Source organism: Polaribacter irgensii 23-P (assembly GCF_000153225.1).
GTDB lineage: Bacteria > Bacteroidota > Bacteroidia > Flavobacteriales > Flavobacteriaceae > Polaribacter > Polaribacter irgensii.
This window is the reverse complement of sequence record NZ_CH724148.1, coordinates 1,625,293-1,648,182: the sequence shown is the minus strand read 5'-3', so window position 1 is coordinate 1,648,182 and position 22,890 is coordinate 1,625,293. Positions and strand designations below refer to the sequence as shown.

The 22,890-nt window shown below is 34.6% G+C and carries 17 protein-coding genes; 13 read left to right on the top strand and 4 right to left on the bottom strand.

Going from position 1 to position 22,890, the window contains the following annotated elements; all coding sequences use genetic code 11:
- Positions 1-113 precede the first annotated feature (113 nt).
- The 4 genes from uvrA (at position 114) to PI23P_RS07340 (ending at position 9,364) form a co-directional block, all read left to right on the top strand.
- Positions 114-2,933 (top strand): excinuclease ABC subunit UvrA, encoded by a 2,820-nt coding sequence (uvrA, locus tag PI23P_RS07355; RefSeq protein ID WP_004570151.1) that lies wholly within the window; start codon positions 114-116, stop codon positions 2,931-2,933.
- Positions 2,934-3,099: 166 nt separating this feature from the next.
- The gene (locus PI23P_RS07350; protein ID WP_004570150.1) at positions 3,100-3,807 is read left to right on the top strand and encodes an LOG family protein; all 708 of its coding nucleotides are present in this window, start codon (positions 3,100-3,102) and stop codon (positions 3,805-3,807) included.
- A gap of 133 nt (positions 3,808-3,940) precedes the next feature.
- Entirely contained in the window at positions 3,941-6,751 is a 2,811-nt protein-coding gene (locus PI23P_RS07345; protein ID WP_004570149.1) for a gluzincin family metallopeptidase, read from the top strand.
- 159 nt (positions 6,752-6,910) lie between these two features.
- Positions 6,911-9,364, top strand: coding sequence for an alpha-ketoacid dehydrogenase subunit alpha/beta (locus PI23P_RS07340; protein ID WP_004570148.1), 2,454 nt, complete (start codon positions 6,911-6,913; stop codon positions 9,362-9,364).
- A gap of 5 nt (positions 9,365-9,369) precedes the next feature.
- Here PI23P_RS07340 and PI23P_RS07335 read toward each other — a convergent pair whose 3' ends face one another.
- Positions 9,370-10,644, bottom strand: coding sequence for a DUF2851 family protein (locus tag PI23P_RS07335; protein WP_004570147.1), 1,275 nt, complete (start codon positions 10,642-10,644; stop codon positions 9,370-9,372).
- Between the two features lie 110 nt (positions 10,645-10,754).
- On the opposite strand from PI23P_RS07335, the gene PI23P_RS07330 reads away from it, so the two are divergent.
- The 9 genes from PI23P_RS07330 to PI23P_RS12755 all read left to right on the top strand — a co-directional run bounded on the left by PI23P_RS07330 (position 10,755) and on the right by PI23P_RS12755 (position 18,798).
- Entirely contained in the window at positions 10,755-11,387 is a 633-nt protein-coding gene (locus tag PI23P_RS07330) for an NAD(P)H-dependent oxidoreductase (protein ID WP_004570146.1), read from the top strand.
- A gap of 146 nt (positions 11,388-11,533) precedes the next feature.
- Entirely contained in the window at positions 11,534-12,994 is a 1,461-nt protein-coding gene (locus PI23P_RS07325) for an aminoacyl-histidine dipeptidase (protein WP_004570145.1), read from the top strand.
- Between the two features lie 183 nt (positions 12,995-13,177).
- Positions 13,178-13,960, top strand: a complete 783-nt coding sequence (locus PI23P_RS07320) for a ParA family protein (RefSeq protein ID WP_004570144.1) — start codon at positions 13,178-13,180, stop codon at positions 13,958-13,960.
- Positions 13,944-14,828, top strand: a complete 885-nt coding sequence (locus PI23P_RS07315) for a ParB/RepB/Spo0J family partition protein (protein WP_004570143.1) — start codon at positions 13,944-13,946, stop codon at positions 14,826-14,828. Before PI23P_RS07320 ends, PI23P_RS07315 begins: the two co-directional genes overlap by 17 nt.
- Positions 14,829-15,404, top strand: coding sequence for a DUF5683 domain-containing protein (locus PI23P_RS07310; RefSeq protein WP_004570142.1), 576 nt, complete (start codon positions 14,829-14,831; stop codon positions 15,402-15,404).
- 1 nt (position 15,405) lies between these two features.
- The gene (gene dapB / locus PI23P_RS07305; RefSeq protein ID WP_004570141.1) at positions 15,406-16,107 is read left to right on the top strand and encodes a 4-hydroxy-tetrahydrodipicolinate reductase; all 702 of its coding nucleotides are present in this window, start codon (positions 15,406-15,408) and stop codon (positions 16,105-16,107) included.
- Between the two features lie 82 nt (positions 16,108-16,189).
- On the top strand, positions 16,190-17,893 hold the full coding sequence (gene lepB, locus PI23P_RS07300) for a signal peptidase I (RefSeq protein ID WP_004570140.1): 1,704 nt from the start codon (positions 16,190-16,192) through the stop codon (positions 17,891-17,893).
- A gap of 3 nt (positions 17,894-17,896) precedes the next feature.
- A complete protein-coding gene (locus tag PI23P_RS07295) occupies positions 17,897-18,493 on the top strand; it encodes a WbqC family protein (protein WP_004570139.1) in 597 nt (198 codons plus the stop codon).
- An 11-nt stretch (positions 18,494-18,504) separates the two neighbouring features.
- Positions 18,505-18,798, top strand: a complete 294-nt coding sequence (locus tag PI23P_RS12755; protein ID WP_081439201.1) for a DUF6122 family protein — start codon at positions 18,505-18,507, stop codon at positions 18,796-18,798.
- Here PI23P_RS12755 and PI23P_RS07290 read toward each other — a convergent pair.
- The 3 genes from PI23P_RS07290 to PI23P_RS07280 are packed head-to-tail and all read right to left on the bottom strand — an operon-like array spanning position 18,789 to position 22,733.
- A complete protein-coding gene (locus tag PI23P_RS07290) occupies positions 18,789-20,279 on the bottom strand; it encodes a lipopolysaccharide biosynthesis protein (RefSeq protein WP_004570138.1) in 1,491 nt (496 codons plus the stop codon). The genes PI23P_RS12755 and PI23P_RS07290 overlap by 10 nt on opposite strands.
- 1 nt (position 20,280) lies before the next feature.
- Positions 20,281-21,546 (bottom strand): glycosyltransferase family 4 protein, encoded by a 1,266-nt coding sequence (locus PI23P_RS07285; protein WP_004570137.1) that lies wholly within the window; start codon positions 21,544-21,546, stop codon positions 20,281-20,283.
- On the bottom strand, positions 21,543-22,733 hold the full coding sequence (locus PI23P_RS07280) for a glycosyltransferase family 4 protein (protein ID WP_004570136.1): 1,191 nt from the start codon (positions 22,731-22,733) through the stop codon (positions 21,543-21,545). Before PI23P_RS07280 ends, PI23P_RS07285 begins: the two co-directional genes overlap by 4 nt.
- Positions 22,734-22,890: the final 157 nt, after the last annotated feature.

Genomic DNA, 22,890 nt, shown 5'->3' with positions numbered 1-22,890 from the left:
GTAAACTTCATTTAAAAAAATAATTGCTAAAAAACCAGAACAAAGGTTGTTATAAACCTTGTTAAATTAGAATAGGATTGATTAACTTTGCTTTTTTCTAAAAATAGGCAAATTTGAAAGACCAAGAATATCTAGAAGTTTACGGTGCAAGAGTTCATAATTTAAAAAATATTGACGTAAAAATTCCTCGTGAAAAACTAGTAGTAATTACCGGTCTTAGTGGAAGCGGCAAATCTTCTTTAGCCTTTGACACCATTTATGCAGAAGGACAGCGCCGCTATATTGAGACATTTTCTGCCTACGCAAGACAATTTTTAGGTGGCCTCGAAAGACCTGATGTTGATAAGATTGATGGTCTTTCTCCTGTAATTTCTATCGAACAGAAGACGACTAATAAAAGCCCGCGCTCTACCGTGGGAACCATCACAGAAATATACGATTTCTTGCGATTACTTTTTGCAAGAGCCTCAGACGCGTACTCTTACAATACGGATCAGCAAATGGTAAGCTATTCTGATGACCAAATTAAAGACCTTATTTTAAAAGATTTTAACAATAAAAAAATAGCTGTTTTAGCACCCTTAATTAAATCGAGAAAAGGACACTACAGAGAGCTTTTTGAGCAAATATCAAAACAAGGTTTTTTACGGGTCCGCGTAGATGGCAAGATTCAAGAAATTGAAAAAGGCATGAAGCTAGACCGCTATAAAATGCATGATATTGAAGTGGTTATAGATCGATTAGCCATCAATAAATCTGTAGAAAAACGTCTAGAAGAAACTATAAAAACAGCCTTGTATTCTGGGGATAATATTATGATGGTCATCGATGTAGATGACAACAACCCGAGATATTTTAGCAGGGAACTCATGTGCCCAACGACGGGCATTGCATATCCAAACCCAGAACCAAATACATTTTCTTTCAATTCCCCAAAAGGTGCGTGTACCGCTTGTAACGGTTTAGGAATTACCAATGAGATCAATTTAAAAAAAGTAATTCCAAACGAACTTATCTCAATTAAAAACGGAGGTATTGCGCCTTTAGGAGAACAAAAAAATAGCTGGATTTTCAAACAAATTGAACATATTTCTGAACGTTATCGGTTTAAATTATCAGATCCTGTAAAGGAGATTCCTAAAGAAGCCTTAGACATCATTCTAAATGGAGGAAACGAATCTTTTGAGATTGAGTCTAAATCTGTAGGAGTTCGAAGGAACTATAAAATAGATTTTGAAGGTATTGTTGCCTTTATAGACAACCAATATAACAACGCAGAGAGTACCTCCATAAAACGCTGGGCAAAGAGTTTTATGGACGAAGTTACTTGCTCATCTTGCGAAGGAAAAAGATTAAAAAAAGAAGCACTGCACTTTAAAATTACAGATAAAAACATCAGTGATTTGGTTCAAATGGACATCACTGAACTTGCAAAGTGGTTTGAAAATATTGAAAAACAATTGTCGAAAAAACAATTGATTATTGCCTCTGAAATTTTAAAGGAAATTCGAACCAGAATTCAATTTTTAAAAGATGTTGGTTTGGATTATCTCACTTTAGACAGAACTTCTAAATCCCTCTCTGGAGGAGAAGCACAGCGCATCCGTTTGGCAACACAAATTGGCTCGCAATTGGTGGGAGTCTTATACATTTTAGACGAACCTAGCATCGGATTACATCAAAGAGATAATGAAAAATTAATTGACTCTTTGGTAAAGCTCAGAGATCTTGGAAACTCGGTCATTGTAGTGGAACACGACCAAGATATGATTGAAAAAGCAGATTTTGTTTTTGACATCGGACCTGGTGCTGGAAAATATGGTGGAGAGATTGTTTCCGCAGGCACCTTTGCTGAACTTAAAAAACAGCGAACATTGACTGCCGATTATATCACAGGAAGAAAAAAAATAGAAATCCCCGCAAAGAGACGTGTCGGAAACGGAAAGACAATTACACTTAAAGGAGCCTCTGGAAACAATTTAAAAAATGTTTCGGTGGCATTTCCTCTGGGAAAAATGATTTGTGTTACCGGTGTTTCCGGTAGTGGAAAATCAACATTAATCAACGAAACTTTATATCCAATCTTAAACGCACACATATATCGAGGCGTGAAGAAACCAATGCCTTATAAGAAAGTTGAAGGTTTAGAACACGTAGACAAAGTAATTGATATTGACCAATCTCCAATTGGCCGAACTCCAAGATCAAACCCTGCTACATATACAAAAACATTTGATGAAATTAGAAGCTTGTTTGCAAAGACAGTAGAGGCCTCTATTCGTGGCTATAAACCAGGACGCTTTTCTTTTAACGTCAAAGGCGGACGCTGTGAAACTTGCCAAGGTGGCGGTGTTCGTGTAATCGAAATGAACTTTCTTCCTGATGTACAAGTAGAATGCGAAACCTGTCAAGGAAAACGTTTTAATAGAGAAACTTTAGAAATTCGCTACAAGGGAAAATCCATCTCTGACATTCTAGACATGACCATAGAAGATGCCACAGACTTCTTTGTTAAAATTCCTAAAATACATCGAAAAGTAAAAACCATAAAAGACGTTGGCTTGGGCTATATAACCCTTGGACAGCAATCGACCACACTTTCTGGCGGTGAAGCACAAAGAATAAAACTAGCAGCAGAACTCTCTAAAAGAGATACTGGGAATACTTTTTATATTCTTGATGAACCCACAACAGGACTTCATTTTGAAGACATCAGAGTTCTTATGGATGTTTTAAATAAACTTGCAGATAAAGGAAATACGGTCCTTATTATTGAGCACAACCTCGATGTTGTAAAATTAGCAGACTATGTAATCGACGTGGGAATGGAAGGTGGAAAAAAAGGAGGTAAGATTCTTGTTACCGGAACTCCAGAAGAAGTTGCAAAACACAAAACCAGTTACACTGCTAAATTTTTAAAGAAATTACTCTAAACTTATCAACGCGCATCTCGTCTTAGTTTAAACATTTATAGTGTATAATGATACACGATGAATTTTTTTATTTATTGAAATCCAATCGATTCTTTTAAAAAATTTCTTAAAAAAGAACTAATTTAGCAGGCTGCCCTCATAAAAAAAAACAAAAAACAGACGTACCATGGATAATAACGACAGAAAAATTAAAGAAAAGCTCCAACAAAAAACATGGAACGAAATAAAGACAAATGATTCTTGGGCCATCTTTAAAATTATGGCCGAATTTGTAGATGGATACGAAAAGCTAAGTAAAATTGGACCTTGCGTATCTATTTTTGGATCTGCAAGAACAAAAACTACAGACCCTTACTATGGTTTAGCAGAAGAAGTTGCCTTTAAACTTACACAGAACGGATATGGTGTAATTACGGGGGGAGGACCTGGAATTATGGAAGCTGGTAACAAAGGAGCGCATCGGGGAAAAGGAACTTCCGTAGGTTTGAATATTGAGTTGCCTTTCGAACAACATTACAATCCTTGGATAGACAAAGATAAAAATTTAGAGTTTCATTATTTCTTCGTGCGAAAGGTCATGTTTGTAAAATATTCACAGGGGTTTGTAGTAATGCCAGGGGGTTTTGGGACTATGGATGAACTTTTTGAAGCCATTACCCTGATACAAACGAATAAAATTGGCCGTTTTCCTATTGTATTGATAGGTACTAAATTTTGGAGTGGCCTTTTAGATTGGATAAAAAACACCCTTATAGAAGAAGGAAATATAAGTGAAAAAGACTTAAATCTGTTTAGAGTGGTAGATACAGCTGATGAAGCGATTGCCCACATCAACAAGTTTTACGCTAAATATAAATTTAAACCCAACTTTTAAGTCTTTAATAAAAACGTATTTTTTAAATGCTAATTATATTTCAATCAAATAAACAGAGCTAAAAAAAATAGCATTGTTTTTTCTATATTTGAAATTTCAAATGCTATAAATCTCTAAAATATTTAAAATTTAATTGGGAGCTCGTTTTTACTTATTTCCTATCTTACTACTATATAGTAGTCTCGCTTTTACACAGCAAAATGAGATCCATATAAAAGCGATTTTAAATTCTGAAAACAATCAACTCCTTATTGAACAAGAAATTGTGTTTTACAATAATTCAAAGGATACATTGTCCCAGATAGTACTCCACAATTGGCCAAATAGTTTCAAAAATAGAGAGACACCACTTTCTAAGCGATTTATTAATGATTTTAGGAAAGATTTATACTTTGCAAAAGAGGAAGACTTAGGCGCTACCACTATTAAAAACGTATCGATCGACTATGACAATGTCGTACATCAAGAATATGAAAATAAACCAGATATTCTTCAGGTTTTTTTGACAAAACCTTTAAAACCGCTAGAAAGCACAACATTAAAAATTTCCTATTTGGTAAAATTGCCAAGTGCTAAATTTACGAGCTATGGCGTTCATAAAAATGGGTACCGCTTGCGCTATTGGTATATTACACCCGCAATTTACAACGATGGTTGGCACTTAATGAGTAATTTAAATTTGGATGATTTATTTGAAGATTACACCACCTTTAAGATTGATCTCAAAATCCCGAAGGTATTTTCTTTGAGCAGTAATTTAAAACAGACTATACAAAGCGACACAACACACCACCACTATCAATTACTTGGAAAAAACGAAAAAGATATCATCTTAAATATCGAACGTAAAAACACCTTCAAACAGTTTAATGCAGACCACCACCAAATACAAACAAATATTTTAGATGCTGAATTTAATACGGCATTAGTAACAGATATTTTAAATAAAGAACTGAAATTCCTTACCCAATACTTAGGAGAGATATCCGTGAATAAAATATTCATTGACAAGGCAATGCAAGAGAAAAACCCAGTTTATGGTCTCAATCAACTGCCAGATTTCCTAAGTCCTTTTCCCCATGTTTTTAAATATGATTTGGAATTATTTAAGGTGCTTTCAAGAAGATATTTAAAACAGACGTTCTTTGTCAATCAAAGAGAGGACTACTGGTTGCTTGACGGTTTACAAAACTATTTGATGATCGAGTACGTAAATAAATTCTATCCTGAAATTAAACTTATTGGAAAAGTAGCCGATACTTGGTTCTTGAGAAATTTTAATATTTCAAAATTACAATTCAATCAAAAATATCCTTTCGTATATCAATTTACAGCACGAAAATTTTTAGACCAATCGCTGAATACTTCAGCGGATGCTCTTTCAAATTTTAATAGAAAAATAGTTAGCAAATACAAAGCAGGTCTTGGGCTCTATTATTTGAAAGGTTATTTAGGAAAAACTGTGTTAAATGAGAGCATTAAAGAATTTTATCAAAAAAACAAAGGTTTGGTCGTGAAAAGCGAAAATTTTCAAAATACCTTAGCAAAGCATACTCACAAAGATGTCCAGTGGTTTTTTAATGATTTTATCAAAACAAACAAGAAAATAGATTACACGATTAAAAAGGTTACGGAAACAAAAGACAGCTTAAAAGTAACTCTAAAAAACAAACGAAACATCACTGCTCCAATTGCATTTTATGGATTACAAAATGACAGCATTACCTACAAGAAATGGTTTGCAAGTATTAAAGACACGCTTACAATATCGATACCAAAAGGAAGGTTCGATCAGTTGGCTCTTAATTATGAAAACGTATATCCAGAATACAATACCTTGGACAATTATTACCGTACAGATAAAAAATTATTAAAAAAACCGTTAAAGCTTTCCTTAATAAAAGATGTAAAAGCTCCTAAATACAATCAACTATTTTATCAGCCAACGCTTGCCTATAATTATTATGATGGTTTTATCTTGGGTGTTAAACTGCACAACAAACCTTTAATAAAAAGGAATTTAGAGTTTAAAACCTCCCCTGGCTATGCTACTAAAAGCAATAAACTCAATGGTTCTTTTTCTGTTGTTTATAACCAATTTTTTGAAAAAACATCTCTTTATAAAATTTCTTATGGCATTATTGGCACTACCCTACAGTATGCACCCGACCTCTCTTACAGCGCCTTAATACCGTATGTAGACATTCAATTTAAAAGAGCCTCTTTAAGAGATGCAACTACAGAATTTATTCGCGCGAAAACAGTGCTGATACACAAAGAGATTTCGCCGTTGAGTGTAAAATCAGAACAGGATAGCTATCGCGTCTTTAGTTTGAGCTATGATTATATAAATCCTGATATTATTTCTGAAATACGCTTTAATGTCAAAACAGAAGTTGCAAAAAACTTTTCTAAAATATCGACAGATTTTCGCTACAGAAAACTTACATCCTCGGACACTCAAGTAGATTTTAGAGTTTTTGCAGGAGCATTTATCCACAACGACTCTAAAGGTGACTATTTTAGTTATGGACTTGACAGAGCGAATGATTATCTTTTTGAATTAAATTATTATGGTCGTTCAGAAGATTCAGGCCTTTTTAGTCAACAATATATTATAAATGAAGGTGGTTTTAAATCCGTGCTACCAACGCGGTTTGCAAATCAATACATGCTGTCTTTTAACTCCAGCATTGGTCTGTGGCGCTGGATTGAATACTACAATGATGTTGCCTTCTTAAAAAATAAAACAAAACCTATTTTCTTTGGGTATGAAAATGGAATTAGGTTTAACTTTGTACACAACATATTTGAAATATACCTTCCTCTCTACTCCAATAATGGCTGGGAAGTATCACAAAAAGCATATGCTGAAAAGATCAGATTTACCTTTACAGGAAATGTCAATAGAATCTATAATTTTTTCAGAAGAGGTTTCTTATAGAAAATTTATTCACTAAAAAGTAACCGAACTATTTTATTGCATTATCCTCAAACATAAAGGCAATTAAGGTGTAAACATTACATAATATTTAATAAATATTAAAATCTTTAAATATCAACTAAAAAAAACTATCTTTGTTTTAGTAAAAAATGTAAAAAAATGTCGCAAAAAACGCTTACTCAAGATAAAAAAGAACTTTCATTCAACGCTTTTAAAACAGAGGTTCTAGAGGACTATAAAATTGCTAAAATAAGTAGAGAATGCAGTTTGCTTGGAAGGAGAGAAGTGTTAACAGGAAAAGCAAAATTCGGTATTTTTGGCGATGGTAAAGAAGTGCCACAATTGGCAATGGCAAAAGCCTTTAAAAAAGGTGATTTTAGATCCGGATACTACCGTGATCAAACCTTCATGATGGCGATCGGAGAGCTTACTGCTCAGCAATTTTTTGCAGGTTTGTATGCACACACAAACATTGAAATTGAGCCGATGTCTGCAGGAAGACAAATGGGTGGTCATTTTGCTACCCACAGTTTACATGAAGATGGTAGTTGGAAAAACCTTACGGAGCAATACAACTCGAGTGCAGACATCTCGCCTACTGCAGGACAAATGCCTCGATTGTTAGGATTAGCGCAAGCCTCTAAAGTTTACAGAAATGAAAAGTCAGTGCAACACAAAACGAATTTCTCCAACAAAGGGAATGAAGTTGCTTGGGGCACCATAGGAAATGCCAGCACAAGTGAAGGATTATTTTTTGAAACTATAAATGCCGCTGGTGTTTTACAAGTTCCCATGGTTATGAGTGTTTGGGATGATGAATATGGAATCTCCGTGCATGCAAAACACCAAACTACAAAAGAAAGTATTTCTGAAATATTAAAAGGTTTTCAAAGAGATAAGGACTCCAATGGTTACGAAATATTTGTGGTCAATGGATGGGACTATGTTCAATTAGTTGATGTTTACAACAAGGCAGGACAAATTGCAAGAGAAGAGCATGTGCCGATCTTAATTCATGTAAATGAATTGACGCAACCACAGGGACACTCGACCTCAGGTTCTCACGAAAGATACAAGGGAAAAGAAAGACTTCAATGGGAGAAAGAGCATGATTGCCTAGAAAAAATGCGAAAATGGATACTTGATTTTGAGCTGGCTACAGACTCTGGAGAGATTTTACGCTTTGTAGACTCTGAAGAAGAAATAATCCTCTTAGAAAAAGAAGCAAAAAAAATAGTAATTACTGCAAAAAGAAATGCCTGGAACGCCTACAATAACGAGTTTACTGCAGAAGTTCAAGTAGCCTCTAAATTGCTGAGCAGGATCGCTAATAAAAGCAAAAATGGTGTTTTTATTACAAAATATAAAACCGATTTAGAAAAAACAGCTGACCCAATAACCAAAGATATTTTAATTGCTGTAAGAAAAACACTGCGCTATTTAAAAGAGGAGGAATTTCCAGAAAAAAAAGAACTCCAGGAATATATTAAAGCAATTCTCAAAGATGCTGCTCATAAATATTCTTCTTATCTATTGAGTGAAAGTGACTACAGCGCTGTTAAAATTGTAGAAAAAAAACCAATCTATGCGCAAAACAAAAACGTAGTAGATGCAAGAGTTGTCATGAGAGACAATTTTGATGCCCTGCTAAAAAAACACCCAGAAGTAATTATTTTTGGAGAAGACGCTGGGTTTATAGGAGATGTAAATCAAGGACTGGAAGGACTTCAAGAAAAATACGGTGATATTAGAGTTTCAGATACGGGAATTCGAGAGGCAACAATAATCGGTCAAGGGATAGGGCTTGCGATGCGCGGTCTTCGACCCATTGCGGAAATTCAATACTTAGACTACTTATTGTATGCACTTCAGATTATGAGTGATGATTTGGCAACACTTCATTATCGAAGTTTTGGAAAGCAGAAAGCCCCCTTAATTATAAGAACACGGGGTCATAGATTAGAGGGTATTTGGCACGCTGGCTCTCCAATGGGTGGCATCATAAATAATATTCGCGGAATGCATGTTTTAGTGCCAAGAAACATGAACAAAGCCGCAGGTTTTTATAATACCCTGCTAGAAGGAGATGAACCAGCTTTGGTTATCGAATGTTTAAACGGATATCGTTTAAAAGAGGAGCTACCAACAAATCTTGGTGAATTTAAAACCCCTATAGGTCTTGTAGAAACAGTAAGGGAAGGTACCGATATTACCATCGTTTCCTATGGATCTACCCTAAGAATCGTTGAGGAAACAGCCGCTGAACTTCAGCAAATTGGCATCAATATCGAAATAATAGATGCGCAGAGTTTATTGCCTTTTGATTTAAATAGCGATTGTGTCAAAAGCTTGCAAAAAACAAACAAACTCTTGGTCATCGATGAAGATGTTCCCGGTGGAGCTTCTGCTTATATTCTGCAGGAAATATTAGAAAAACAAAATGGCTACCAGTATTTAGACAGTAAGCCTGCAACCTTAACGGCCAAAGCACACCGCCCAGCATACGGAACAGATGGAGACTACTTTTCAAAACCCTCTGCTGAAGATATTTTTGAGAAAATCTACGAAATCATGCACGAATCAAATCCTGCACTGTTTAAAAGCTTGTATTAATCTCTTTAATATTTATTCAAAATAACTCTTCCTATTGCACATTCTAAACACCGTTTTGGTGTGCAATAGTTTTTTTTAAGTTCTAATAAAGATTGCGTATCCAGGGCATTATTAGCACTTATTTTCAATGCAGCGAATTTAGAAATAATATTATTTTTCTCAGGACTCATTTCTTTTAAAATCTTTAAAAAAGAGGAATCTATGTGCTCTCCGCGTGCTTTTTGATATAAAAATTTCATTGGTACAATCGTATTAATGATCAATAGATCTACAAATGATTTTGTAATACTCTTTCTCGCAGACTTAGAAATTGAAGTAAAACTATAATGTGTTTTCCAAAAAAAATGAGTCTCTAAAGAAAAGAAATCATAAAACTCTTGAACTGTTTGCAATGTTATTAACTGAGAGAATAAACTTTGGTACTTATAAAATAAAGAAACCAACTGCGCTATTCTAATCGTGGGAAAATTAGTAGGACGCATTCTAAAAAAAGAAAACTGGTTGTTTGCAATCGTTTGTAGGCCGTATTTATGTTTGAGATAAGCATACTCTTTTTGTAACTGATGATAATATACTTCCTCTACAGCGCCTTCGAGAAAACCTGCTTGGCCAAATAAAAGTGCTGCTATTTTATTTTCATTGTTGCGAACACTTTTAAAAACAGAAAAGTCGACGGACTGTGACAGTCTTAAAAAAGCATCACCATTTACTTTTAAACCGAAATTTTTTACCAACAACTGAAATAAAACAGCTTCAAAATTATTATTTTCTTTTTGGAGCAACCCCTCTATTTCCTTCGATTTATTTTCTAATCGTTCAAAATAAAGTCGTTCTTTCCAGTTTGAAAAGGTGAACAAATCTACAGTGCTGATAGAGTCTTGACAGGGAATCCAACTCTGTGCTTTGAAAAATAATCTTTGATAATTGGCAACAACTCGCACATCAACCACGTCCTTTAGTACAAATGTTGGAAGCGGCTTATTATTTTCCATATATATCGCAACGTCATCTTCCCAAACAACATGTAAGATAACCGCATCATAATTCAAGTCTACCTCGTGGTTGTGCACATACCAATCTGACGATTTAAGATGAATTTCTACATTCCCTATCCAAGTTTGATTTTCAATTTTCAAATGCGCACTCAAAAAATCTGGACCTGTATTTTTGTTGTGTAAACCTGGCCGCACAATCATTAAGTCTTCATGACTTGTTGTTTTAAAATTAACCTTTGAAAATACTTTGTACTTCCAAACGTAATGGAGAAAATCTTCATTCATCCTTTTATTATCAAGGTACAAAAAAATTGATACCTCTATCAGAATATATAATTGACAACCCAACGTAAAACAAGAATAATCCCTTATTTTTGCACTCTAAAACTACTAAAATGAATATCATAGAAAATTTAAAATGGCGATATGCTGTTAAAAAATTTGACACCAATAAGACGCTTTCTACAGCACAAATTGAAATATTAAAAGAAGCCTTTAACCTCACTGCGACATCATATGGCCTGCAGCCTTTAAAGTTAATTATTATTAAGAATAAAGAGATTCAAGAAAAATTACTACCCTTTTCTTGGAATCAACAACAAATTGTGCAAGCCTCTCATCTGTTTGTAATTTGCATACAAGACCACTACACAAGTAAAGAGGTAGAAAATTACTTCCAATTGGTTCAAAAAATAAGAAATACACCAGATGATATCATCAATCCATTTAAAAAGTTTTTAACTGCAGAAATAGAGAAAAAAACCCAGGAAGAACTTTTTAACTCAAATAAAAATCAAGCATATATCGCTCTTGGAAACTTATTAACGGTTTGTGCCTCTCAAGAAATTGACTCGTGTCCAATGGAGGGTTTTTCTCCAGAAAAATACAATGAAGTATTAAATTTAAATACACACAACCTTACCGCAGTATTGGTCTTACCCGTAGGATTTAGAGCCACGGACGATTACATGAAAGATTTGCCTAAAGTAAGGAAAGAGCTAAATGAAAGTGTCCTTGAAATTAACTAAATTAAAAATTGGTCAAATTACATGACACGAATTTAGAATCACAATTGCCCAGATATATAATTAAACCAACACGATTAAAATTGCCACATACTTTTTCTAATACGAATAGAAAACTTTAGTTTTAACCCGAAAATAATATAATCAACATGAGTTTAGCAATAAGAAATTTAGCGCCGAAAGAAGTTTGGAATATGTTTGCAGATTTAAATGCCGTTCCCCGTCCTTCAAAAAAAGAAGAACGCGTAATCCAATTTATGGTTGATTTTGGGAAAAGCTTAAATTTAGAGACTTTTGTTGATACTGTAGGCAACGTCATTATTAAAAAACCAGCTACAAAAGGTTTTGAAAACAGAAAAACGGTGGTGATGCAAAGTCATTTAGATATGGTGCATCAAAAAAATGCAGAAACTATTTTCGATTTTGAAATAGAAGGTATTAAGATGCTTGTTGAAGGAGATTGGGTAACTGCTGATGGCACTACTTTAGGAGCGGATAATGGTTTAGGTGTTGCTTCCATTATGGCAGTATTGGCTTCCATAGAAATTGAACACCCAAACTTAGAGGCACTGTTCACCATCGATGAAGAAACGGGTATGACGGGAGCAAAAGGGTTAGAAGGCGGAATCTTAGAGGGTGAAATTCTTTTAAATCTAGACACCGAAGAAGATGATGAAATTGGCATGGGATGTGCAGGAGGTGTCGACATAACTGCAAATAGAACATATCGCGAAGAACAAAGTACCGACAGCGCTACTGGCTTCACTATTTCTGTAAAAGGACTGAATGGAGGACATTCTGGAATGGATATTATCAAGGGGTTGGGAAATGCTAATAAAATCATGAACCGAATTTTATTTGACGGTTTTACAAACTTTGGATTGCGAATATCTGAAATTAATGGTGGTAGTTTGCGCAATGCAATTCCTAGAGAGAGTTTTGCTATTATTTCTGTAGATAAAATTGCCGCAGACGCTTTTTTACTTGAAACCAACATATTAATTGATCACATAAAAGAAGAATTTTCAAACATAGAAAATAACTTAGTAATTGCTATTGAGAAAACACCTCTTCCTAAAAAAGTAATGGAAATAGGAGTTCAAGAAGGACTCACAAAGTCAATTTACGCAGCTTTAAATGGTGTTTACAGAATGACACCGGATATTGCAGATCTTGTTGAAACATCAAATAATATCGCAAGAGTTGTTGTAAAGAACGGTAAAATTGAAATCGGGTGTTTGACGAGATCCTCATCAGAAACAAATAAAATGGACTTGGCTAATTCATTAAAGTCTGCTTTTGAACTCTCTGGCTTTAATGTTGAATTATCCGCAGATTATCCCGGTTGGCAGCCCAATGTAAATTCAGCAATTCTAGATATTGTTGCCAATCTCTATGAAAAATTACATGGAGAAAAAGCAATCGTAGCCGCCTGCCATGCCGGTTTAGAATGTGGTCTTTTAGGACAACACTATCCAGAAATAGACATGGTTTCCTTTGGCCCCACTATAAGAGGAGCGCACTCTCCCGACGAACGGGCAAGTATCTCATCAACACAAAAGTTTTGGGCATTTCTAATTCAAATACTGAAGAACATTCCAAGCAAATAAGAAACGTTTAAAACACAACAAGATCTTTCATTTATCGCAACTTATTTTAAGGCATAAAATATAAACGACCAATAAAAACAGCAGAAACAAACACGTACTACCTCTTTATATTGTTTCTAAAATTTTATTCTTAGAACAAATAAAAAATGTAAATTTACCCTACTGATAATTTAATTTAATTCCATGGGCAAAATCATAGCGATAGCGAATCAAAAAGGCGGAGTTGGCAAAACAACTACAAGCATAAGCTTGGCAGCCTCTTTAGGTGTTTTAGAAAAGAAAATACTATTGATTGATGCAGATCCGCAAGCGAATGCTACCTCGGGCTTAGGACTCGACGTAAATGCTGTTGAAGGAGGAACATATCATGTTCTTGAACATACCCTCTCTGCAAGAAAGGCCATTGTAAAAACAGCTTCTCCAAATGTAGATATCATTCCAGCGCATATCGATTTAGTTGCCATTGAAATTGAGTTGGTCGACAAACAAGAGCGCGAATACATGCTTAAAAAAGCATTGGCCGAAGTGAAAGATGATTATGATTATATTTTAATCGACTGCGCTCCATCTTTAGGCTTAATTACCCTAAATTCCCTTGTAGCGGCAGATGCTGTAATTATTCCCATTCAATGTGAATATTTTGCCTTAGAAGGTCTGGGTAAGCTCTTAAATACCATCAAAAGTATTCAGAAAATTCACAACCCTACGCTAGAAATAGAAGGACTGCTACTCACAATGTTCGATTCTCGATTGCGTCTTTCCAATCAAGTTGTAGATGAAGTTAGAAAACATTTTTCCTCCATGGTATTTGACACGATTATAAGGAGAAACATTCGTTTAGGCGAAGCTCCAAGTTATGGAGAAAGTATAATTACTTATGATGCCACTAGTAAAGGTGCCGTAAATTATTTAAATTTAGCCCAAGAATTATTACAAAAGAATTCAAAAAATGGCAAAAGCAACTAGAAAACAAGCCTTAGGAAGAGGTTTATCTGCTTTATTGCAAGATGCACCGAACATCAATTCAGCTAGCGATGAACACGCAGATAAACTCGTCGGCAGTATTATCGAAATCGCTATGGACTTAATTGATGTAAATCCATTTCAACCGAGAACCTACTTCAATGAAGAAGCACTACAAGAACTTGGTAGTTCAATTAAAGAACTCGGTGTCATTCAACCAATAACAGTTCGGAAATTAGAAGGAAATAAATTTCAGTTGGTCTCTGGTGAGCGCCGGTATAGAGCCTCAAAACTAATTGGAAATACGACTATTCCTGCTTATATTAGATTGGCCAATGACCAAGAAATGCTAGAAATGGCCTTGGTTGAAAACATCCAACGCAAGAATTTAGACCCTATCGAAGTGGCCTTATCGTACCAGCGTTTAATTGATGAAATTCAGTTGACCCAAGAAGACCTTAGCACGAGGGTTGGCAAAAAAAGATCTACCGTTACGAATTATTTAAGATTGCTAAAATTAGACCCTATATTACAAACAGGTATGAGAGATGGTTTTATTTCTATGGGGCACGGTCGTGCAATGATTAGCGTAGAAAGTACATCAGATCAATTGGCTATTTATGAAAAGATAATACGAGAAAAACTATCTGTGAGGCAGACAGAGGATTTCGTAAAAAACCTTAAAAATGGCACTGACATAAAACCAATTAAAAAAGAAATTCCCTCCTACATAAAAAATAGTCTTACTGAAATTAGCACATATGTTGGTCATAAAATAGCAGTGACCGTAAACACCAATGGGAAGGGAAAAATATCCATTCCTTTTCATTCAGAAGAGGATTTTAATCGAATAAAAAACTTATTAAAATAAGTGTTATCAAAAAAGAGGATCGCAGCCATTTTAATTTTATTTTTTTCTTTTAATTTTTTTGGCCAACAAGATTCTACAACGGTAAAAGAAAAACTAGTTGTACAAGGTGGCGTATATAAACCTTTAGCACCCGCTAAAGCTGCCTTCTATTCTGCGATATTCCCCGGAATGGGACAAATTTACAATCGAAAATATTGGAAAGCACCCATTGTCTGGGCCGCACTAGCAACTCCCACCTACTTTTTCTTAGCGAATAATAGAGAATATAATCGTTTTCGAACTGCATATAAGTTAAGAAAAACTGGCTTCCAAGATGAATTTACAGATGACTTAGGTGTTGTTAGTGTTTCTCTTGAAACTCTTGAAAAAGCACAAGAGCAATTGCGAGAAAATAGAGATTTATCTTTAATGTGGGGTACAATACTGTACGTTTTACAGATAGTAGAAGCGAGTGTAAACGCACATTTGCTGCAATTTAACACGGATGACAATTTGTCTTTCCAACCTACTTTTATCCCAGACCCAATAATGTTCGACGCTCCAAAAATTGGATTTACCCTAAAATATACTTTTTAAAATGAAAATTGCACTATTAGGTTATGGAAGAATGGGAAAAGAAATTGAGAAAATTGCAATTTCTAGAGGCCACGAAATCATTATAAGAAAAGAACTAAATGATGTTATTGACATCACCTTGGCAGATGTGGCCATTGATTTCAGCGTTCCTGATGCGGCTTTTAATAACATTTCTGATTGCATAAAAAAGAACGTTCCCGTAATTTCTGGAACTACAGGTTGGTTAGCGCGCTATGCAGAGGCAACAGCGTTTTGTGAGCAAGAAAATGGAGCATTCATTTATGCTTCCAATTTTAGTTTAGGAGTCAATATTTTTTTCGAGTTGAACAAACAATTGGCCAAAATGATGAATAGTTTAGAGGATTATCGCATTTCGTTGGAAGAAATACATCACACGAAAAAACTAGACGCTCCGAGTGGTACAGCGATTACATTAGCAGAGGGAATTATTGCCAATTCTAAAAAGGAAAACTGGAATTTAGGTGAAGAAATATCGAACAAAAACATACCTATTATCGCAAAAAGAATCCCTGATGTTCCAGGAACACACACCGTTTGGTATGAATCTGAAGTTGATACTATTGAAATTAAGCATACCGCGAATAGCAGAAAAGGTTTTGCTTTGGGAGCTGTAGTTGCTGCAGAATGGATTCTAAATAAAACCGGTGTTTTTAGTATGAAAGATGTGTTAAATATCCGTTAAAAACCGTAACTTTTTGTTTATTTTGCGCCTTATTAAAAACAAAAAATAATTCCTAATTCAAAGGGTTTTAAATATAATAATTATGAATTTTACTGAATGGTTGCTTTTTTTTCTATTAATTCAAGTCTTACATTTTTTAGGAACTTGGAAGCTCTATATAAAAGCAGGTAGGAAATCCTGGGAGGCAGCGATCCCTGTTTACAATGGTCTTGTTCTACTACACATCATAAAAAGACCTAAATGGTGGATTCTCTTACTTTTTATTCCTGTTGTCAACCTTTTAATGTTTCCTGTACTTTGGATAGAGACCATTAGAACTTTTGGTTTTTTTAAGAAATTAGATTCACTATTAGTACTAACTACGTTAGGCTTGTATATTTTTTATATCAATTATACTAAGGAGTTAACTTACAATCCTAATAGAAGTTTAAAACCGAGATCAGAATTAGGGGAATGGGTAAGTTCTATTGCGTTTGCTATTATTGCAGCCACTTTAGTTCACACTTATTTCATGCAGCCGTTTACAATCCCAACATCCTCCTTAGAAAAATCCTTATTAGTAGGGGATTACCTCTTTGTTAGTAAGTTCCATTATGGAGCCAGAATCCCATCTTCGGTAATTTCATTACCGATGGTACATGATTCCATTCCTTTAACCAAGCTTCCCTCGTACTTAAAAAATCCCCAGCTACCCTATACTCGATTACCAGGATTACAAAAAATCAAAAATAACGATATTGTATGCTTTAATTGGCCTGCAGATTCTCTAGCGACTATGTGGGGAGACAACTCCGGAAAATTTACCTACAAGCCTGTTGACAAAAAAACCAATTATGTAAAGCGCAGTGTTGGTATTGCAGGAGATTCTCTAGAAATAAGAGACGGATACGTCTATCTCAACGGAAAAAAGAATGCGCTTCCGAGCAGGGCGAAAATTCAGTTTTATTACACATATGAAGCTAAATCTGCTATCAGTAGTAATACGTTTCCCCAATTTCTTATAGAGAAAGAGAGAATAGGGGTCTATAAAATACTTTCGGAATACTGGAACAATTCTAAGGTACAAGAAGCTATAAAACAGAATGGAAATTTATCCAAAATAGGTACTGACTCATTGTACACCGAAGTCGCTGGTGGCATCAATCCTGACTTTGCAAGACGCTTGAAAATGGAGACTGTTCCCAATAAAATAAATATAAATTTAACAGCCCGAGAAGTTCTTGAATTAGAAAAATACAGAGAAACAATCTCTGTGAAAAAATTAAACTTTAATGCTGACATCGCCATATTCCCTCATATCAAAAGTAATAATTGGAGTCAAGATAACTTTGGTCCCATTTATATTCCAAAGGCTGGAGTTACCGTTAAGCTAGACATTTCATCGCTACCATATTACAAACAAATTATAGAGAATTACGAAAATAATGACCTCTCTGTTGTTGAAAACACCATTTTTATTAACGGAACCGAGGCCAACTCGTACACATTTCAACAAGATTATTATTGGCTAATGGGAGATAATAGACACAACTCTTTGGATGCTCGTTATTGGGGCTATGTTCCATTTGACCATGTTTTAGGAAAACCCGTGATGATTTGGTTCAGCTGGAATGCAAATGCTGCATCCCTCGGCGAAAAAATAAAATCCATTCGTTGGGACAGAATGTTTACCACTGTGCACGGAGAAGGCACTCCAGTATCTTATAGATATTATGTTTTAGGCCTTCTTGTGCTATATTTTGGCTACAGCTTTTATAATGGGAAGAAAAAAAAGGCTAAAAAATAAACAATGGCTTTGTTTCTACCTACTTATTTTTCTCCAATCTCTCAGTATTCTGCAATTTTACAATCTGGAGAAACTTTGTTTGAGATGCACGACAACTATCAAAAGCAAAGCTATAGAAACCGATGTTATATTTTTAACACCAACGGAAAACAACTTTTAAATATTCCAGTAAAACACCCCATTTCTTCGAATCGAAAAAAAACGAAAGATACCCAAATAGAAAATATTGGTAACTGGCAAAAACAACATTTCAACTCCTTGAAAACAGCCTATCGCAATTCACCGTTTTTTGAATTTTATGTTGATGACATTGCTTTTATATTTGATAAAAAATACCAATATCTGCACGAGGTAAATATGGATACATTCTTGTTTATTTCCGATGCTCTGCAACTAGATTTGAATTATAAATTGACCAACACCTATGCGCCTATATCCGAAAAAGAAGATTTTCGAAATTTAGCAATCGCAAAGAAACAGCAAGAAAAACCGTGCAAACAATACATTCAAATGTTTGATGAAAAACACGGATTTATTCCAGATTTATCCATTTTAGACCTCCTTTTCATGGAAGGTCCGAATGCCATTAGTTTCTTGTGAATCTTAAGTTCATGGTCCATTACGGATGCCACTTCGTTCTCCCTCTCTTTATTTCAATTGTCTTTTTTAAAAAGAAATGGAAGCAGGTATTTCTTCTATTTGTATGCTCGATGCTTATAGATCTCGATCATTTATTGGCAAATCCAATTTTTGAAAACTCAAGATGTAGTATCAATTTTCATCCACTGCACTCGTATATTGCAATCGCTTGCTATGCTTTTGGATTGCTTTTTAAGAAAACAAGAATCCTGTGCATCGCTTTACTACTGCATATGATCACAGATTATATTGACTGTTATCTATAAAACCGCTGAAGTAAAACAGTAATTTCATTTGAAATCTTAAGCTTTAAAATCAAGTACACATAAAGGACCGAAATCAAAATACTTTTCAATGCTATGTTAAGAATTGGTGCGCTATTAAATTCGAAAATCAAAAGCTCAGGAAGAGAGAAGTCCCAGAAATAAAAGACAGCAAACAAAACCAAGATAATAGTAATCATTTTCCAGGACTTATCTGTAAATGGAGACATCGCAAATTTTCGATGCACAAACCACAATTTCACTGTGTTAAAAATAAATATTGTAATTAACGTTGCCAAGGCCAAACCATCGGTTCCGAATGCTATTTTATAGTAGAATAATTGATTCAAATAATACACACAAATAGACATCCCCAAAGCCAGTGGTAAAGTAATTTTGTAAAACTTAGAATTGTTAATAATTGCACCGTTACTGCCTAAAAACATCGTGTATAATTTTGCCAAAGAAATCATAAGAACCACGTATTCCCCTCCAGCATATTCTTTGTCTTCCATAAGCTTGAAAAGTTCGCTTACCCCACAGTTTACCAGTATAAAAAACAAACCTCCTACTAACAGCAGATTTATAGAACTCTTTTTATATAAGCTTTCCACCTCTTTGGTATTAAATTCATTCAACGACTTGGAGGTTAATGGTTGTAAAATTTGTGTCATTGCTCTACTCGGAGCCTCAATAAAAGAGCCAATAAATACCGCCACTGCGTAATAAGCAGCCTGTTCTATCGTGTCTTTTCCTGGTATCATAATTTTATCAATATCCAACAATATTGCCCCAGCACTTCCCGCCAAAATGATATATCCTGAATATTTAATGACCTCTACGTAATTATTTGGAAACTTAAAATAGAACTTCGGTAGATATATTTTAAAAGCATACAACATCATAATAACGGCTCTCAACACATAGGTTATCGCCAAATAAAAGATAAATTCTGATTTTGTAATCACTCCGAAAAAAACTGCTGACAGTAAAATCGTAACCACTACTCGGTTCCACAATTCTTTTAAAATATTACCAAAAACTGTCTGAAAGAGGACTTTTGACCATGAATAAAACAGCTCAAAATAAGCGCAAGAAACAGCGATAATGTAAATGTAAAAAGTATAATTTCCAATAATCTTATTCTCCTTTGTTACTCGCATCATAATCCACTCTTGAAAGTAATCCCAAAAAAAACCTATGGGGAATGCAATTAATAAAGGTAAAAAAATTACAGAGGATAAAAATTTATCTTTTTGCTCTTTGCTTTCGTACGAAGAGTAAAACTTCACAATTGTATATTGAATACCGAAGGCAGTAAGTGGCATAATTAAGTTAGAGGCGGACAAAAGAAACACCACCATCCCATAAAATTCTGATTCTAAAATTCTGGGATAAAAAACAATGGTATTCACACCGCCAATTAAAAAAGCAGTGTAGATAATAAGCGTGTTCCTGAAAGATTGTTTTAATACAATACCCATACTACGAAATTAAACTTTTTAAGACAAATACTAATTTTTTTGTAAGCTCCTTTCTATGATATTTTTCAATATTACTAGAGGCTATGAACAAAGTTTTTTCTTTATATACACGATACAAACGTTTGATCTCTAATTTTAACTTCTCATGATCATCAAACGCAAAAACTTCACCTGCATTTGTTTCTTCCAAAATGGTTGCTAAATCTCCATCCACTGGACCCAGTGCTAAAATGGGACGCTTTGCAGCCAAATACTCAAATAGTTTCCCAGTTACGATGCCTTTATTATTTTCTACATTTGGAATTAATAATAATAAAACCTGAGAACACTTCTGAAATAAAATTGCTCTCTTGTGGGAAACATACCCCAAAAACACTGTATTTAGTTCTAAATCATTGGCCTTTATAGCCGTTTTTACTTCCTCTGAAATATCTCCAACAAAATTGAGTTGTAGGTTTTTTCTAAATTCTATACTTTCATCACAAAGCTCTTTTAATACTTTGAATAAAATTATAGGATTGCTTTGTTTGGGCAGTAAACCAATATACGAGATAGAGAACATACCGTCCAGACGAATCTCTGGAATGGCAGACACTTCGTCATCAAAACCATTTGAAATTACTTCGACTCTTTTTGCACTTTCTAAAAAAACTTCTTTTAAACTACTGCTTACTGTAAGGATACAATCCGCACTTTTCAAAACAAGTGTTTCTAATTTTTTATTTCTATTTTGCGCAAATAAAAGCTGCTTGAATTCTTTGTTATAATACAAATCTGACCACGGATCTCTAAAGTCTGCAAGCCATTTTACATTGTTTTTCTGATGTAACTTCTGTGCAATTAAATGCATACTATGCGGCGGTCCTGTAGAAATAAGCACATCTACATGGTTCTTGTCGATATACTTTTGAAGGTAATTTACAGAGGGCTGTATCCAAAAAACTTTGGGATCTGGAATAAAAAAATTGCCACGAATAAAAGAGAGCAATCCACCTGCACTTACATTTGAGATTCCCTGCTCCTGCTGCTTCTTTTTTTTCCAAAACAACAAACATGTAGGATCCCAGATAGGCTGCCTTAAAATCGCTATATTTTGAGGCACCTCCTTTAAAAGGGAAGTGTCTTCTTTTAAATAACTTCCGTTATCCACAGTGTAAACTACGGGTTCTATGCCAAACTCTTGCAAATACTTTACAAACTTCAACCAGCGCTGCACACCAGAACCTCCTGCTGGTGGCCAATAATATGTAATAATTAGTACTTTCAATTTTTTATATTATCGTATAAATGTATTAGCTTTTTTGAAGTTTTCTCCCATGAAAATTGATTTTTTATAAACGCGCTTCCATTTTCACTAAACGCTTCTCTTAAGCTCTTATTATTGTAAAGATCTAAAACCTTGTTAGAAAAATCTTGAACATCTTTTTCTTGGTGAATTAAACCTGCATTGGATTTTTTAATTATACGCTCCTGCGCCGTTGCATTGCTTCCCAAAACAGGCCTTCCTAAACTCATATACTGAAAAATTTTATTGGCGTAGGTGGTGTCGTGGTGTAAATTTCGATGCAATGGAGAGATACAAATAGAGCTCGATAAAATGTACGACTGAAACAAATGCTGGTCTTTCCATCCTAAAAAGTCTATATATGCCTCCACCCCAAGGTCCTTTGCTAATTTTTTTAAAATCCAATCGGTTGTGTTTTTACCAACAATAACCAACTTAATATTCTCGATTTTATCCCGAAGTAAATTTATTGACCTTATAGCGGTTTCTAAGCCTCTTCGAAGTCCTGTATCTCCAATATAAAGCAAAACAAAACTTTTTGAATAGTGCTGAATAATTTCAGGATCTGCCTTTGGATTGAGATAAAAATTTTCTCTTACAGTGTTGGGTACAACAACAATCTTGTCAACATCCACAGCTATTCTTTTTGTTATTTCCACTCTGGATTCTGAAGTAACAACGATTACTTTGGTTGCTTTTCTAATAAATTTTTCTTCTTTACTTTTCCACTTTTTTGGAGAAATCAAATATTTACCTGGAAACTTTACTAAATGCGGATAAAAACGCATAATTTCAGGTCTATTCTCATGTAAATCAAGGACGATTGGCACACCATTCTTTTTATTGACACTAAAAACTGCGTCCGCAATTCGCATGTCGTGTACATGCAAAATTTCAATTTTATTTTCTTTAATAAATTGACAAATCTTGCGCTTCATTAAAAAAGTATACAAAGGAATTGTGTAGGCTAGCGCAGATAGTTTATACTCTAATCTATTGGAAAGATATCTTTTAACTTGAATTCCATGAATCACTTCCAATTTCTTTTGTTCACCATAGTGTAAGCAAAAAAGGAATACTTCATGACCCGCTTTTACTAAAGAAACTGCCTCGTTTTCTACACGCGGATCCGGAGGAAAAACAGCATCTAAAATCATTCCTATTCTCATACCCAATTTATTAATCCAAAAACGATACCATTAACACTCCAAAGCATTCTTAATTTAGCCCCGATATTTATAACATCCATCTCCACATCTGTCTTTTTGTTCACACCCGCGCTACAAAAATTGTTTCAGTTTCTAGCATTCGTTAGAAACGAAGGTC